This window comes from Oerskovia sp. Root918 (assembly GCF_001428945.1).
In the GTDB taxonomy this organism is placed as follows: Bacteria; Actinomycetota; Actinomycetes; order Actinomycetales; family Cellulomonadaceae; genus Oerskovia; species Oerskovia enterophila.
Window position 1 is genome coordinate 365,396 of record NZ_LMJG01000001.1, and the last position, 14,212, is coordinate 379,607.

12 protein-coding genes are annotated in these 14,212 nt (G+C 71.9%); 7 read left to right on the plus strand and 5 right to left on the minus strand.

From position 1 onward, the window contains the following. The first annotated feature begins 131 nt into the window (after positions 1-131). Positions 132-1,232, plus strand: coding sequence for a 3-deoxy-7-phosphoheptulonate synthase (locus tag ASE27_RS01620; RefSeq protein WP_056646523.1), 1,101 nt, complete (start codon positions 132-134; stop codon positions 1,230-1,232). A 131-nt stretch (positions 1,233-1,363) separates the two neighbouring features. Here the strand turns inward: ASE27_RS01620 and ASE27_RS01625 are convergent, their stop codons facing one another. Next, a complete protein-coding gene (locus tag ASE27_RS01625) occupies positions 1,364-2,770 on the minus strand; it encodes a DUF4232 domain-containing protein (RefSeq protein WP_082608384.1) in 1,407 nt (468 codons plus the stop codon). 153 nt (positions 2,771-2,923) lie between these two features. Here ASE27_RS01625 and sigK point away from each other — a divergent pair, with 153 nt between their 5' ends. The 3 genes from sigK to ASE27_RS01640 all read left to right on the plus strand — a co-directional run bounded on the left by sigK (position 2,924) and on the right by ASE27_RS01640 (position 5,942). After that, positions 2,924-3,499, plus strand: coding sequence for an ECF RNA polymerase sigma factor SigK (gene sigK, locus ASE27_RS01630; RefSeq protein ID WP_056645075.1), 576 nt, complete (start codon positions 2,924-2,926; stop codon positions 3,497-3,499). After that, positions 3,492-4,268, plus strand: coding sequence for an anti-sigma factor (locus tag ASE27_RS01635; RefSeq protein ID WP_056645077.1), 777 nt, complete (start codon positions 3,492-3,494; stop codon positions 4,266-4,268). Before sigK ends, ASE27_RS01635 begins: the two co-directional genes overlap by 8 nt. Before the next feature lie 195 nt (positions 4,269-4,463). After that, positions 4,464-5,942, plus strand: coding sequence for a hypothetical protein (locus ASE27_RS01640; RefSeq protein WP_056645079.1), 1,479 nt, complete (start codon positions 4,464-4,466; stop codon positions 5,940-5,942). Positions 5,943-6,121: 179 nt separating this feature from the next. Here the strand turns inward: ASE27_RS01640 and ASE27_RS01645 are convergent, their stop codons facing one another. Continuing rightward, positions 6,122-6,796 carry a fasciclin domain-containing protein gene (locus tag ASE27_RS01645; protein ID WP_056645081.1) on the minus strand — a complete coding sequence of 225 codons (675 nt, stop codon included), beginning with the start codon at positions 6,794-6,796 and terminating at the stop codon, positions 6,122-6,124. Between the two features lie 161 nt (positions 6,797-6,957). Between ASE27_RS01645 and ASE27_RS01650 the strand changes: the two genes are divergently transcribed. The 3 genes from ASE27_RS01650 to ASE27_RS01660 all read left to right on the plus strand — a co-directional run bounded on the left by ASE27_RS01650 (position 6,958) and on the right by ASE27_RS01660 (position 10,759). Continuing rightward, the gene (locus tag ASE27_RS01650) at positions 6,958-8,946 is read left to right on the plus strand and encodes a cytochrome c biogenesis protein DipZ (RefSeq protein ID WP_056645083.1); all 1,989 of its coding nucleotides are present in this window, start codon (positions 6,958-6,960) and stop codon (positions 8,944-8,946) included. Positions 8,947-9,025: 79 nt separating this feature from the next. Further along, on the plus strand, positions 9,026-9,928 hold the full coding sequence (locus ASE27_RS01655; protein ID WP_082608386.1) for a formate/nitrite transporter family protein: 903 nt from the start codon (positions 9,026-9,028) through the stop codon (positions 9,926-9,928). A 126-nt stretch (positions 9,929-10,054) separates the two neighbouring features. Continuing rightward, positions 10,055-10,759 (plus strand): DUF2625 family protein, encoded by a 705-nt coding sequence (locus tag ASE27_RS01660; protein ID WP_056645087.1) that lies wholly within the window; start codon positions 10,055-10,057, stop codon positions 10,757-10,759. Between the two features lie 114 nt (positions 10,760-10,873). Here the strand turns inward: ASE27_RS01660 and ASE27_RS01665 are convergent, their stop codons facing one another. Genes ASE27_RS01665 through ASE27_RS01675 form a run of 3 tightly spaced genes read right to left on the minus strand, consistent with a single transcriptional unit; the run spans position 10,874 to position 14,212 of the window. Beyond that, complete coding sequence (locus ASE27_RS01665; RefSeq protein WP_056645088.1) at positions 10,874-11,953, minus strand: sulfite oxidase; 1,080 nt, start codon at positions 11,951-11,953, stop codon at positions 10,874-10,876. A 25-nt stretch (positions 11,954-11,978) separates the two neighbouring features. Then, the gene (locus ASE27_RS01670; RefSeq protein ID WP_056645089.1) at positions 11,979-12,845 is read right to left on the minus strand and encodes an enoyl-CoA hydratase/isomerase family protein; all 867 of its coding nucleotides are present in this window, start codon (positions 12,843-12,845) and stop codon (positions 11,979-11,981) included. Continuing rightward, positions 12,842-14,212 (minus strand): Dyp-type peroxidase, encoded by a 1,371-nt coding sequence (locus ASE27_RS01675; RefSeq protein ID WP_056645091.1) that lies wholly within the window; start codon positions 14,210-14,212, stop codon positions 12,842-12,844. Before ASE27_RS01675 ends, ASE27_RS01670 begins: the two co-directional genes overlap by 4 nt.

Sequence of the window (14,212 nt, forward strand, 5' to 3'; positions counted from 1 at the left end):
GGCTCCGTCTGAGTCACCTTCAGATCAGGAGCCCTCGCATGACCGCCACGACCTCGACCGCCGTCTCTGCGGAGACCGTCGACGAACGTCACCCCGAGACGGTCACCTCCGCCACCGGCGCAGGTGACACCATGGAACGCGTGACCTCTCACCCCGAGTACGAGCTGCAGGCGCCCACGAGCGACCTGCGCATCCGCGCCCTCGACCCGCTGCCCGCACCCGTCGACATGCTCGCCGAGCTTCCCCTCGGCACGGCCCGGGGTGACCTGGTCACCCAGTCGCGCCGCGAGATCCGCGACGTCCTGGCGGGGGACGACGACCGCCTGCTCGTGATCGTCGGCCCGTGCTCGGTCCACGACCCCGAGGCAGCGCTCGACTACGCGCACCGCCTGGCGGCCGTGGCCAAGGACCTGTCGGAGGACCTCGCGATCGTCATGCGCGTGTACTTCGAGAAGCCGCGCACGACGGTCGGCTGGAAGGGCCTCATCAACGACCCCGACCTCGACGGCACGCACGACGTCAACCGCGGCCTGCACCTGGCCCGCGAGGTCCTGCTCGGTGTCCTCGACGCGGGTGTCCCCGCGGCGACCGAGTTCCTCGAGCCCACGAGCCCGCAGTACATCGCCGACGCCGTCTCGTGGGGCGCGATCGGTGCGCGCAACGTCGAGAGCCAGGTGCACCGCCAGCTCGCGTCGGGCCTGTCGATGCCGGTCGGCTTCAAGAACGCGACCGACGGCGACATCCAGATCGCGGTCGACGGCTGCATCACCGCGGCGAGCGAGCACACGTTCTTCGGTACGGACGGGGCGGGCCGCGCGGCCGCGGTCGAGACCGCGGGCAACCCGGACTGCCACATCATCCTGCGCGGTGGCCGCAGCGGCCCCAACTACGGGCCCGACGACGTCGCGTCCGCCCTGCGCGTGGCCGCGTCCTCGGGCCTGGGCGGGGCCGTCGAGCACGGCCTGGTCATCGACGCGAGCCACGGCAACTCGGGCAAGGACCACGTGCGTCAGGCCGAGGTCGTGCGCGAGGTCGCGACGCGCATCGCCGAGGGCGAGGCCGGGATCACGGGCCTCATGATGGAGAGCTTCATCGTGGCCGGGGCGCAGGCGCCGGCTCCGCGCGGGCTCGTCTACGGCCAGTCCGTGACGGACAAGTGCATCGACTGGGACACCACGGCCGAGCTGCTCGGCGAGCTGGCCGAGTCGGTGCGGGCGCGCCGGGCGCTCTGAGCCACCGCACTCCTTGGCACGACCGACGGCCGCTCTCCCCACGGGGAGAGCGGCCGTCGGTCGTGCTGAGTCGGTGCGACCGTGCGGTGGTGCGACCGAGCCCGGGCGCGAGCGCGCCCCGACATCGCGGGTCAGGACGAGGAGCGGACCCAGTCGCCGACCACGACGCGCGCGCCCTCGAGGATGTCGACCCCGGACTCGGCGCCCGGGACGTCCGTCACACGAAGGCGCGCCTCGTCGGCGCCCGGCACGGTCGTGACGAGGACGCTCGTCGTCTGGTCGGGGTCGTTGGCCGTCGACATGGCGCCCCACCGGAGCTGCGAGGTCGCGACACCTCCGGGCGGCACGACGATCCGGACCGGGTTCTGCCCGGGGATCTCCGGCTCGGACAGGACGTCCGGGACCGTCCCCGAGGCGCGCAGGAAGCTCAGCCCGGGGCGCCCGTCGAGCGCGCACGGTGCGTCGGTGACGTTCTCCGCGGTGACGGTGAGGAAGCGCGACCCGGCGGCGGCGTCGAACCCGGTCACCCCTGCTCGGAGGTCCTGCCCGGTGCAAGGCGGGACCCCGTCGGCGGCCGCGGCCGCGGCGTCGGCCTCGTCGTTCGCGGGGTCGGTGCTCACGAGCTCTCGGTCCGAGACGAAGCCGGACTCGGAGGTCTCGCTGCCGTAGACCGTGAAGGCGATCGCGCTGCCCAGGAGGTCCGCCTGGCCCGAGGCGCGCAACCAGTCCGCGACGGGTGTCGGCGGGCCGTCGACGTAGACGGTGAGCAGCGGGACGGGGTTGCCCGTGGGGGACCTGGCCTCGTAGACGGTCTGGGTCGTCTCGTCGCGCGACCCGGCCTCCGCCAGGAGCTGGACGGCGGGCAGGGGTGGCGGCACGGGGTCGACGCCTGCGGTGTACAGGGCGTCGTAGCCGTCGGTCGAGAGCGCGCTCAGGGGCCGGGCGAGGGTGCCCGCGACCTCGGCCAGCCCGGGCAGGTCGGCGGGCTCGCGGCCGCTGACCGCCGAGCTCTCCGGCGTGAGGTGGACCGAGGTGGCTCCTGCGTCGAGGAACGCCACGGCGTCGTGGACGGCGGGGTCTCCCGGGCCTGCGGGTTCGAGCGTCAGCGTCGCCTTGGTGCCGGGCAGCGTGTCGACCACGGTGACCGTGGGCGGCGCGCTGAGCCCCGAGCCGGCGAGGATGCCGTAGACGGCGTCGACGGTCGCCTGGGTGTCCTCGGGGGTCCGGAAGCTCTCGAGGTCGATCGTCACCGCAGGGGAGGGCGGGGGCACGTTCTCGAGCATCCCCTCCTCGAAGACCTGGATCGTGGCGGACTCGACACCCTCGATCGTCCCGAGATCCCGTTCGACGTCCGCGCGGATCCGGGCGTCCTCGGACGGGGCGGGATCGGCAGGAGCTTCGCGCTCGTCCCCCTGCTCACCGGCCCGGACGTCGCCCCGGGCCGTGGCCCAGAGCGCGAGCGCGACGAGCACCACGAAGAGCACCACCACGACGACGTAGAGGGGATGGAGCCGGGTGGGCTGCGGCGTCTCGGTCACCCCGTGAGGGTAGTGGCAGCCCCCGACCGACCGGCGACCCATCCGCAGGCCCGAGCGCGACGAACCTTGGGTGCCTCAGCCGTCGCGGATGCAGCGCACCTGCGGACGTCCCGCCCGTGCGCCGCGGCGGTGAGCCTGGGGCAGACTGGTCGGGTGCCACCCGTGAGGACGAGCGAGCCCGACGCTCTCGATGCCGCGCTCGCCGCGTGCGCCGAGGGTGATCCGGCTGCGTTCGCGCCGGTGTACGACGCCCTGGCGCCGGCCGTGTTCGGCACGGCGCTCGGCGTGCTGCGAGACCACGACCACGCGGCCGAGGTGACCCAGGAGGTGATGATCGAGGTGTGGCAGACGGCGGTGCGTTTCGACGCCTCCCGGGGTTCGGCCCGGACCTGGGTCGTCACGATGGCCCGACGGCGAGCGGTGGACCGGGTGCGGTCCGAGCAGTCCCGCCGGGTCCGGGACCAGAAGGACGTCGACGGAAGATTCGCCGGGGGAGGGCACGACGTCGTGGCCGAGGAGGTCGAGCAGCTGATCGAGTCGGCCGCGGTGCGCCGGTGCCTCGGGAGCCTCACCGAGACGCAGCGCGAGTCGGTCGTCCGGGCCTACTTCGGTGGGCTGACGTACCGCGAGGTCGCGCTCGAGCTGGGCGCCGCCGTGCCGACCGTGAAGTCACGGATCCGTGACGGCCTCGTGCGCCTGCGTGACTGCCTGGGGGTGAACCGTGGTTGACGACCCCGGCCAGACCGGAGACACCCGCGGCACCGGGTCGGGGCCCGGAGGACCGGGCGCGGACGACCCGCGCGACCTGCTCGCGGCCTACGCGCTCGACGCGGTCGACGACCTGGACCGCCGCGTGGTCGAACGGCTGCTGGCCACGGAGCCCGACGCGCGCCGCGAGCTCGACGAGCACCGCGCGGTGGTTGCGGCCTTCACGGTCGACACGCCCCCGCCTGCTGGGCTCCGCGACCAGGTGCTCGAGCGCGTCGCGTCGACGCCCCAGGTCGCGGCCGCCCAGGCCGGTCGCGCTGACGCTCGCCCGGGCCGGACGGCTCGCCCTCCCCGCCGGTGGGCCGTCGTCGCGGCGGTCGCGGCCGCGGCCGTGGCGGTCGCGGTCCCGACGACGCTCGCGGTCCAGGCCCGGCAGGAGCAGGTCCGGCTCCAGACGCAGGCCGACGCGGTCGCCTCGATGCTCGCCGACCCCGCTGCGGAGATCGTCCGGGGCGAGATGGTCGGGGGCGGGGACGCGAGCGCGCTCGTCTCGGGCGACCGCGTGCTGTTCTCCGTCTCGGACCTGCCGCAGGCCGGGGCTGCCGAGGACTACCAGCTCTGGCTCGTCGAGGGTGAGGGCATGGTCTCGGCCGGGGTGTTCGACGCCCGGGACGGCTCGGCGGCCCTGCTCGTCGATGCGGCCGGGAGTGCGGGGGTGGCGGTGACGCTCGAGCCCGCCGGGGGTTCTCCGCAGCCGACGAGCGACCCCTTGGTCGTCCTCGAGACCTGATGCTCGATCTCGGATAATTTCCGACCCGAATTCCGGTCACAATGCCCGCTCTCGGGTAATTCCTTGGTCCGATTCCGGATATATGCCGGGGTTTGTCAAAGTCTGGGTATTGGTGATGCAATACGACACGTTCCCACCCCGTGTCGTTCGTGCGACGTCGCATCTCGGCATCACCCCGGAAGGAATCCACCACCCGTGAAGAAGCTCCTGGCGAGCACGGCAGCCTCGCTGCTCGCCCTCGGCGGACTGGTCGCCACCGCGGCCCCCGCCTCTGCCCACACCCCGCAGGTCTCCGCGACCTGCACGGGCCTCGACCTCTCGCTCAAGGCCTACTCCGCCAAGGACAACACCGTCACCGTGAAGGTCGACGGAAAGGTCGTCAAGGACGAGACGTTCCAGCGCTCGTACTCGACCTCCTACGCGTTCCCCGACTCGTCGGTCGCCCACTCGTGGGAGATCGACGTGCGTGCCTCGGACGGCAAGAGGTACGACTTCGCGCAGCAAGGAAAGACCACGCCGTGCGTCTCCGCACCCACGCCGGGCAATGAGGTGGGCATCTACGTCTACCAGAAGACCGACCCCGCGAAGCCCGCCGCCTGGGAGAACTCCGGACCCCAGACGCTCATCGACCACAGGCCGGGGACCGAGTGGTACACCACCTTCCCGTCCGACCTCCCGCGGGAGGTCTGCGGGGACGGGTGGGCGGTCCAGCAGGACAGGATCCGTCAGGACGGGACGTTCGCCTGGCCCGTGACCATCACTCCGCCGAAGTCCGCACTGGGCGGAGTCATGACCGGCTCCAAGCACCACGACCTCGACGACCTCGTCGAGGTCCCGGAGTGTGCCGAGGAGACCGTGCCTCCGGCCGAGCCGGAGACGCCTGTCGTGCCGGAGCCCGAGGAGCCGTCGCTGACGTTCGTGCCCCCGGTCGCACCGACGATCCTCGAGGTCTGCGGCACCGACGACGAGCGCTTCGTCCTGCCCGAGAGCACCGAGCAGATCAGCTACACGCGGACCGACGGCGCGATCGTCGCGCACCCCGCGTCCGGCTTCGCTCTCGGTGAGTCCGCGGGGTACGTGCTGGCCGAGGACGGAGCGAGCGCGTCCTTCGCGCTCGACCTGGAGGCCGCCGCCGAGGACTGCGTCCTGACCCCCGGTGACATCGGTGCGGTCTGCGAGGCCGACACGCCCTACCTCGGCTACGAGGTCTTCCTGCCCGAGGGGTACCAGGCCGACAGCGACCGCCCGCTGAGCATCACGTTCCTGAACCCCGGCGAGGGTGAGGACTACACGGTCGAGGGGCTGCCGCTCGACGGCAGGATCCTGTGGCCCGGCGCGTCCGCGGACGAGCCCCGCGCGTGGCCCGGCTGGGAGCGTCAGTCCGACGGCACCTACGTCGAGACCGACGGCAACTACGCGTGGACGCGATCGGACGTCGAGGTCCTGTTCCAGGTCAACCCGGACTACTCCACGACGGTCCGCTACCCGGAGGGCACGGCGTCGTGCGCCAACCCGCCGGTCGTCGCGGCCCCCGGTCCCGTGAGTGCCGAGGCGCCGAGCGGTCCGTCGCTCGCCGCGACGGGAGCCACGGCCGGAGCAGCCGGGTTCCTCGCGCTCCTGCTCATCGGTGGCGGTGCTGCGCTCGTGTGGGCGCGCCGCAGGGCGAACGGCTGATCGCCGACCCGCTGAGCCGCAGCACGTCTGCCCGCCCCTGAGGGGTCGGGCAGACGAGAGGAGCCGGTCGCTCGGGGCATCCCGTCCGGAGCGACCGGCTCCTCGTCCGTGTCCCCGTGCATCTCCTGGTGGGCCGACCGCCGCGGCACGGGGACAACCGCGGCGGCCGGCGTCGGGGGTCACATGGTCGGCATGAGGACCGTGTCGATCAGGTAGACCGTGGCGTTCTGCGTCATGACACCGCCGCAGATCACGCTCGCGTCGTCGACCTTGAGGTCGTCCCCCGAGCCCGTGACGGTCACGGTCCCGCCCTCGACGGTCTCGTGCTCGCCGACGACCTGGTCCGGGGTCAGCTGTCCGGGGACCACGTGGTAGGTGAGGATCGAGGTCAGCGTGTCGGAGTCGGTCTTGAGGCTCTCGATGGTGGCCGGGTCGATCTTCGCGAAGGCGTCGTCGACCGGCGCGAACACCGTGAACTCGCCGCCGTTGAGGGTGTCGACCAGGTTCACGTCGGGGTTGAGCTGTCCGCTCACCGCGGCCGTGAGGGTCGTGAGCAGGGGGTTGTTGGACGCCGCGACCGCGACGGGGTCGGTGGACATGCCCGTGACGGAGCCGGCACCGTCCGGGACCTGCTCGGCGTAGGCGGCACAGCCGGGACCCACGAGGTTGGCCGCCGGGTCCACCTCGGGGGTCATGGCGTCCTCGGACATGTCGTCGCTGGGCATCGTCGTCTCGGCCGCGCTCGAGGTGTCGTCGCTTCCCGAGTCGGAGTCCGAGCTGCAGGCCGACAGGCCCAGGACCGCCAGGGTCGCGACGCCGACCACGGCGTACGAGGTACGGGTTCGAACGTTCATCGGTCTCTCCTCGTTGTCGTCGCCCCGTCAGGTGCGGGGCGTCTCGGAGGAGGTTCGGAGCCCGGGCGAGGGTGGATGGGTCCGGTCTTCTCGCCGTCGCCGCGCGGTGGTCCGACGGCCCCTCGACCCATCCCGCGGGGACGCGGCGCCGAACCCCGGCCATGGAAACCCTCGTCCTCATCGGTCTGCTCGGTGGCCTCATCACCGGCATCTCGCCGTGCATCCTCCCCATGCTGCCCGTGATCTTCTTCGCGGGCGGGGTGCAGGGTGCCCGCGGCGCCGCACCCGCAGCTTCCGCCGTGCCCGACGACGGAGCCACCACCGAGGTCCGGTCGCCCTCGGCGGAGGACGGGTCGGCAGCGCCGTCGGCGGCGCTCTTCGCGGGTGCTCCGGGCGTCGTGACGGTGGGTGCGCGCGGGCAGGTCGTCACGGCGGCCCCGCCGACCAGCGACCGTGGCGCCCCACGCGCCGAGGGCGAGCGGCGCCGTCGGGCCGGGGGCGGCGCGGACGCCCGCGACGACGCCCACGCGGCCGCTCGTCGCTCGTGGCGCCCGTACCTCGTGATCGCAGGGCTCGTCGTGAGCTTCAGCGTCTTCACTCTGCTCGGCTCGTTGCTCCTCGGGGCGCTCGGCCTGCCGCAGGACCTCCTGCGCTGGGTGGGCCTGACGCTGCTCGCGGTGATCGGCGTGGGCATGATCGTGCCGCGGTTCGAGGAGGTGCTCGAACGACCGTTCCAGAGGATCGCGGCGCTCGGTGCGCGACGAGGGACGCGCAGCCAGGACCGCGGGGCGTTCGTGCTGGGTCTGGGGCTGGGGGTCCTGTACGTCCCGTGCGCGGGACCGGTCCTCGCGGCCATCACGGTCGCGGGCGCGACGGGGAACATCGGGCCGGAGACCATCGCGCTCACCGTGTCGTTCGCGGTGGGCGCGGCGATCCCGCTGCTGGTCTTCGCGCTCGCGGGCCGTCGGGTCGCGGAACGGGTCAAGGCCTTCCAGCGCCACGCACGGGGGATCCGCGTGGCGGGCGGCGTGGTCATGATCGCGCTCGCGGTCGGGCTCGCGTTCAACCTGCCCGCCTACCTCCAGCGCGCGCTGCCCGACTACACGGGCAGCCTCCAGGAGCGCGTCGACGCGTCCGGGACGGTGCGCGAGGCGCTCGACCTCGGTGGGATCGTCACGGACGAGAACCGCGAACTGTCGAACTGCTCGAACGGTGCGCCCGAGCTCGAGGACTGCGGTCCGGCTCCCGCGCTGCGCGGGATCGACACGTGGTTCAACACACCCGGCGACCAGCCGCTCGTGCTCGACGACCTGCGCGGCAAGGTGGTCCTGGTCGACTTCTGGGCCTACTCCTGCATCAACTGCCAGCGCGCGATCCCGCACGTGAACGCCTGGTACGAGCAGTACAAGGACGTGGGCGAGGGGTTCGAGGTGATCGGGGTGCACACGCCCGAGTTCGCGTTCGAGCGCGAGACGCGCAACGTCGTGGCGGGGGCCGACGACCTGGGCGTCACGTACCCGGTCGCACAGGACAACTCCTACGCGACCTGGACCGCGTACCGGAACCGCTACTGGCCGGCGCAGTACCTGATCGACGCCGACGGGACCGTACGTCACATCCGGTTCGGAGAGGGCGGGTACGAGGACACCGAGGCGTTGATCCGCGAGCTGCTCGCGGACGCGAACCCGGGCGTCACGTTGCCGGGTGCGACCTCGGTCGAGGACGGGACACCGGACGGTTCGACGACCCCGGAGACGTACCTCTCGGTCGGCAAGGTCGGCAACTACGCGGGCGAGCCGCGCTACGCCGCGGGCGAGCAGGCGTTCACGCTCACCCAGGACCAGGCCTCCGACACGTTCTCGCTGGGCGGGACGTGGGACGTCGACTTCCAGGGGGCGACCGCGGTGTCCGAGGGTGCGCGCGTGCGGCTGGCCTACCGCGGCACCGACGTCTTCACCGTCCTGGGTGGCCAGGGCACCGTCGTGGCGACCGTCCGCGACGCGGACGGGGAGGTCGTCGAGCGGCGGGACATCGCGGTCTCGGGGAACCCGACGCTCTACCCGGTGATCGAGGGGGACGCGCCGAGCGAGGGGACGGTCGAGCTCGAGGTCCCGGCGGGGATGCAGGTCTTCACGTTCACGTTCGGGTAGGAAGCGTCCGGACTGAGACCGCCCGTTCCATCTGCCGACCCTCCGGGACGCATAGATGGAACGGGCGGATCATCGAAGGGTGCTGACCCTCACCGAGAACCTGTCCGAGCAGTCCCGTGCAGCTCGCACCAAGGTCGAGGGCACCCGGCACCCCTGGCGATATCTGGTGGCCGCGATGCTCGCCGGGGCCTACATCGGGGTGGGCGTGGTCCTCATGGTCGCCACGGCCGGGCCGTTCCTCGCGGCGGGGGCGCCGGCCGAGCGGCTCGTGGCCGGTGGCGTCTTCTCGGTCGCGCTGACCCTGGTCGTCTTCGCGGGGGCCGAGCTCAGCACCTCGGCCATGATGATCCTGACCCAGGGAGCGGTGACGCGGACGATCCCGGTGCGCTCCGCCGTCGGGACGCTGCTGTTCTGCTTCGGCGGGAACCTGCTCGGGTCCATGCTGTTCGGGTGGATGGTCGTCCAGTCGGGGATCCTGCACACCAACGCCGCCGCGGGCGAGATGATCGCGTCGATGCTCGCGGGCAAGTCGCACGAGACCGGCGGTCAGCTCTTCTTCCGCGGCGTCCTGTGCAACATCCTGGTGTGCGCGGCGATCTGGGCGTGCGGTCGCCTCCGGTCGGAGGCCGGCAAGGCGATCGTCATCTTCTGGGCGATCTTCGCGTTCATCTCCTCGGGGTTCGAGCACGTGGTCGCCAACATGACCACGTTCAGCATCGGCCTCTTCAGCCCCGAGATGCTGACGACGTGGGGCCAGTTCGGACGGAACCTGCTGTTCGTCGGGCTCGGCAACCTGGTCGGGGGCGCGGTCGTCGTGGGCCTCGGCTACGCGGCTGTGGCCGGACGGCGCCAGGTCGCGACGCCCGACGCCGGTGCGGTCGCACGACCTCTCCACGGGGTGGACGAGGCCGCTGAGACCGTGCCCGCGCCGATGGCCGAGGGCTCCGTCCGTCTCACGGAGCGGACGCCTCGGGAGGTCTAGTTGCCCCGGAATTCCGGGGATCGCACCTCCTTGAGCACGGAGAAGATGCACAGATGGGGAGAATCCGGTAGCGGATCCTCCGCGACGTGTCGGAATTCACTGCCGGACGTGGCATGATCCCCGGTCATGGGCATCAGGACGGTCTCGGATCTGACGCAGGTCGACGATCCTGCGTGGCCCACGCTCGCCCGGATGTTCCAGCGGCCCGGCGTCGAGGTCCTCGCGCCGCCCGAGTGGGCGCCCGAGGTCCTGTACCGCCTCCAGATCACGACGCGCTCGACGCTCGGGGCGCTGGCCCTCTACACCGGCGGCGTCCTGGTGGATCACGGCTGGCTCCGGCTCCTCGGCGGAGGCGCGTACGGACTCCCCGACCTCGCGACGATCAACGGCCTGGGCACCCCGGAGGAGGGGGCCGTCGCGCCCCAGAGGCTCGTCGTCGCGTTCGACGTGCTCGGCGGGACGTTCGCGGTCAACGGCGGCGGCCTGCCCGGCCCGCTCGGGGACGTGCACTACTTCGCCCCGGACACGCTCGAGTGGCACGTCCTGGGCTTCGGCCTCGGTGCCTTCGCGGAGTGGGCCGTGAGCGGTGGGCTCGCCGAGTACGTGGCCGACCTGCGCTGGCCTGGCTGGGTCGACGACCTGGAAGCGCTCCCGCCGAGCCAGGGGCTCAGTGTCTATCCGCCGTTGTGGTCGGGCCAGGGGAGCGGATCGACCAAGCGCAGCCCGGTCCCGCTCGACGGCCTCGCCGCATGGCACCAGGAGCTGGGAGAACGGATGACCCCGTTCGCCGACGCGGCAGCCGAGGGAGAGACGGGCCCCGGCGTCCGCTGACGGCAGTGGACGCCACCGTTGCGCAGGCACGTCGCGCGGTCTGGTCCCGGAGGGGTGAGCGGTTCTCCAACGAGGCCAGACCCTGTCGTGCGAGAGCGCAGTGGTGGGATCTGGTCAGACGACGTCGACGTAGACGACCTCGATGGCGTTGTTGCCGTAGCCGAGTCGGTTCCACGGCGGTACGTCTGGTTGCACGTTCCCCGCTGCATCGGTCGCCCTGACGCGGAGCGTGTGGCGCCCGACCGCGGCCTCCTCCCAGTCGAACGACCACTCCTGCCAGTGGTACGGGCCCGTCGGCGGAGCGAGGTGGGCCTCGCGCCACTCGCCGGCGCCCGTGAGGCTCACGTCGACACGTGCGATGGGGCCGGTGCCCGACCAGGCCTTTCCGCGCACCTCGACGGTGCCCGCGGGCACGGTCGAGCCAGCGGCGGGAGCGGTGACGCGCGCCCTGACGCGCATGAGGTCGACGGGTTCCGGGGCCCGATCGGCCCACTCGTAGATGTAGTGCCCCGTCTGGAACTCGCCGACGTACGGCTCGGTCAGGACGTCGATGCGCTGGAGCCACTTGACCGACGCCACGGCATACCAGTGCGGCACGACGATCCGGAACGGCGCACCGTGGTCCTGGCCGAGGGGTTTGCCGTTCATCTCGTACGCGATGAGGATCTCGGAAGCCGGATCGGCGACGTGGTCCAGCGGCAGGGAGCGGACGAAGTGCATGTCCTCGGTGTCGGTGTCGGCGAGCACCGCGGCCAGGTGGTAGGCGCCGTGATCAGCGCCCTCGAACCGCACGTCGACGCCGTCGTCGTGCGGCCGCGCCTGTGCCAGCACCTCGTGCAGCAGAGCACCCTTCCAGCGGGCGGTCGAGACGGCGTAGTCACCCCATGGCTCACCGGTGGGCAGTGGACGCATCTCGAGGCGTCCGTTGCCGGCGCACTCGAGCGTGACCGCGCGTTCGTGCGCGGGGAAGGCACGAAGGTCCTCGAGCGTGAGGGTCAGCGGGTGCTCCACCGCGCCGCCGATCTCGAGCCTGCCGTCGTGCTCGGGCAGCGAGAAGTTGCTGCGCACGTAGTGGAGCTCGGTCGGGGTGATCTCCTCGGCGAGCGCCGCGGGCGGCGCCTCCGCGTTGTACGGGGCCGGGTTGATCATCTGCAGCGCGGCGCGCGCACGGATGACCTCGTCGGGAATCGTCATTGCTCTGCCTCCTCGTAGGCCGGGTTCAGTAGTCGGCGTCGCGGAAGACCGGGTCTCGGCCCTCGTTGAAGGCTCCGATGCCCTCGATGCGGTCGGGGTGCACGGCCGAGCGCCAGTGCGCCTCCATCATGATGGCGATCGCCTGCTCCACGGGCTGCCCCTCGCCGAGCTGTACGGCCCGCTTGACGGCCTGGACCGCCGTCGGGGAGTTGCCGGCGATCTTCTCCGCGATCCGAGCTGCCGCGGCCGCCAGGTCGTCCTGGTCGTGGACCTCGTTGACCATGCCGAGCCGGTGTGCTTCGGCCGCGGAGATCGGGTCGCCGGTCATGAGCATCTGCAGTGCCCTGCCCGGTCCGAGCAGGCGTGGCAGGAACACCGGGGAGCCGCCACCGGCCGAGAGGCCGAGCATCGCCTCCGGCTGCCCGAACGTGGCGTTCTCGGAGGCGATGATGAAGTCGCAGCTCTGGGCGAGCTCGCACCCGCCGCCATAGGCGATGCCGTTCACGGCGGCGAAGAGCGGCTTGCGCAGCTGCCGCACGGTGTACAGCGTGCGGTCGAACGCCTGGCGCTGGCGAAGCCAGTCCTCCTTCGTCATGCTCCTGCGCTGTCGGAGGTCGCTGCCGACGGAGAACGCGCGCTCGCCGGCGCCCGTGAGCACGACGACGCGCACGGCGGTGCGCACGGCGATCGTCTCGACGATCTCGGTCAGTCGAGCACCCATCTCGGTCGTGATCGCGTTGTCGGCGTGCGGACGGTTGAGCGTGATCACGGCGATCTGGTCGTCATGCTGGTACTCGACGAGGACGGAGGACTCGGGTTCGGGGGCGTCTGCAGCCGGCGGGGCGAAGTCGAGCGCCTTCCAGCGGTCGGTCCCCTCGGGGGTCGTGCTCATGGCGTGCTCTCCTCGGTCGAGACGGAATGCGGAAGCTCTGCGAGCCAACGCATGGCCGAGAGGCTCGGCGCGAAGCAGTACTCGCCCCCGCGCGTGACGACGAACGGCGGGAGCTCCTGCAGGCGGCGTCGGATCGGTCGCCGGGGGATCGTGAAGGTGTTCGCGTGGTGGGGGGAGCCGACGATCGGGTCCGCTTCGTCAGGGGCGCCGATGAAGATCCCGTCGTTGAGCCACTGGGTCTTGACGAACTCGAACTGGCGCTTGATGTGGGCGCCGGCGAACACGAAGATGATGCCGCGGTCCGCGCCGTCGTCCTCCAGCACGCCGTCGGGGAGCATCGGGCCGTAGCTCGTGCCACGTCGGATCATGCGGTGCAGGCGCACGTCCGTGCTGCCGTCGTCGCCGAGCGCGTCGCGCGGGTTGGCGCGTCGTGCGTGGGCGCCGACCGGACACTTGAAGCCCCGGGGGTCATCGCCGTAGAGATAGGCGTTGTTGCGCTGCGGATCGCTGCCGAGCTCGGCGTCGTCGACGTCGGGCGTCAGGGCCAGCGGGGCTCCGCTCTGCCAGCGTCCGACCATCTTCGCCCCCAGCAGCGCCTCCTCTTCACGGTTCGCCGCTCGCGCGCGGAGGTACTGCCGGTAGGCCGCGACCTTCGTATGGAGCTTCCGGAAGACGACGTAGGTGCCGTTGCGGCCGAGGACGTCGGGGCTCGGCATCGGCGGCAGCCCGCCGGTCTCGTCGGGATAGCCGAGGATGATCTCGCCGGCCTTGAGCGGCGGTTCGTGCGGGTTCGACGGCGCCCTGCCGCTGCCCTCGACGGCCGGCTGGCCGATCCCGTCCTTGAACCCGAACGAGGTGCGCCCGGTCGGGAGCTGGTAGCAGTCCTGCCGCCAGACGACCGAGATGCCCGCCAGCTCCTGGTGGGCGAGGCGAGCCTTCTCGGTGACGGCCTCGAGTCGTTCGGCGTCGGGGGAGATGACCGCGATGGCGATGTGGACGTCGGGAGTGCCGAGCGGCTTCTCCCAGTTCTCAGGACTGCTCTCGCCGACGTCTCCCAGGTGCTCCGCCCGCGCGGCCATCCCTTCACGGAACTCCGGCGTGAAGCTGTCGAGGGAATCCTGAGGAACTCCGAGCGCCTTCAGCCCGTGGTAGGTGAACGCGACGGTGAACCAGGCGTCGTTGGCGGGATCGAGCGACTGCGTCCCCGAGCTCACGAGGGCTGTCAGCCGCCGGACGAGCTCATGGCCGTCGGCGCGGTCGTCGATGCGCAGCATCAGGTAGGCGCCGACGTAGGGGGAGGGGCGCTCGTGCAGGGCGCCACTCTGGATGTCATCGAGCTCGAGCGTGACGCTCCCCGTCTCAGCCAT

Excerpts from the sequence above, each read along its gene's own strand:
- ASE27_RS01670 (WP_056645089.1), bottom strand. The coding sequence starts at position 12,845 with ATGAGCACGACCCCCGAGGGGACCGACCGCTGGAAGGCGCTCGACTTC.
- ASE27_RS01650 (WP_056645083.1), top strand. The coding sequence starts at position 6,958 with ATGGAAACCCTCGTCCTCATCGGTCTGCTCGGTGGCCTCATCACCGGC.
- ASE27_RS01665 (WP_056645088.1), bottom strand. The coding sequence starts at position 11,953 with ATGACGATTCCCGACGAGGTCATCCGTGCGCGCGCCGCGCTGCAGATG.
- ASE27_RS01620 (WP_056646523.1), top strand. The coding sequence starts at position 132 with ATGGAACGCGTGACCTCTCACCCCGAGTACGAGCTGCAGGCGCCCACG.
- ASE27_RS01660 (WP_056645087.1), top strand. The coding sequence starts at position 10,055 with ATGGGCATCAGGACGGTCTCGGATCTGACGCAGGTCGACGATCCTGCG.
- ASE27_RS01645 (WP_056645081.1), bottom strand. The coding sequence starts at position 6,796 with ATGAACGTTCGAACCCGTACCTCGTACGCCGTGGTCGGCGTCGCGACC.
- ASE27_RS01675 (WP_056645091.1), bottom strand. The coding sequence starts at position 14,212 with ATGGCTGAGACGGGGAGCGTCACGCTCGAGCTCGATGACATCCAGAGT.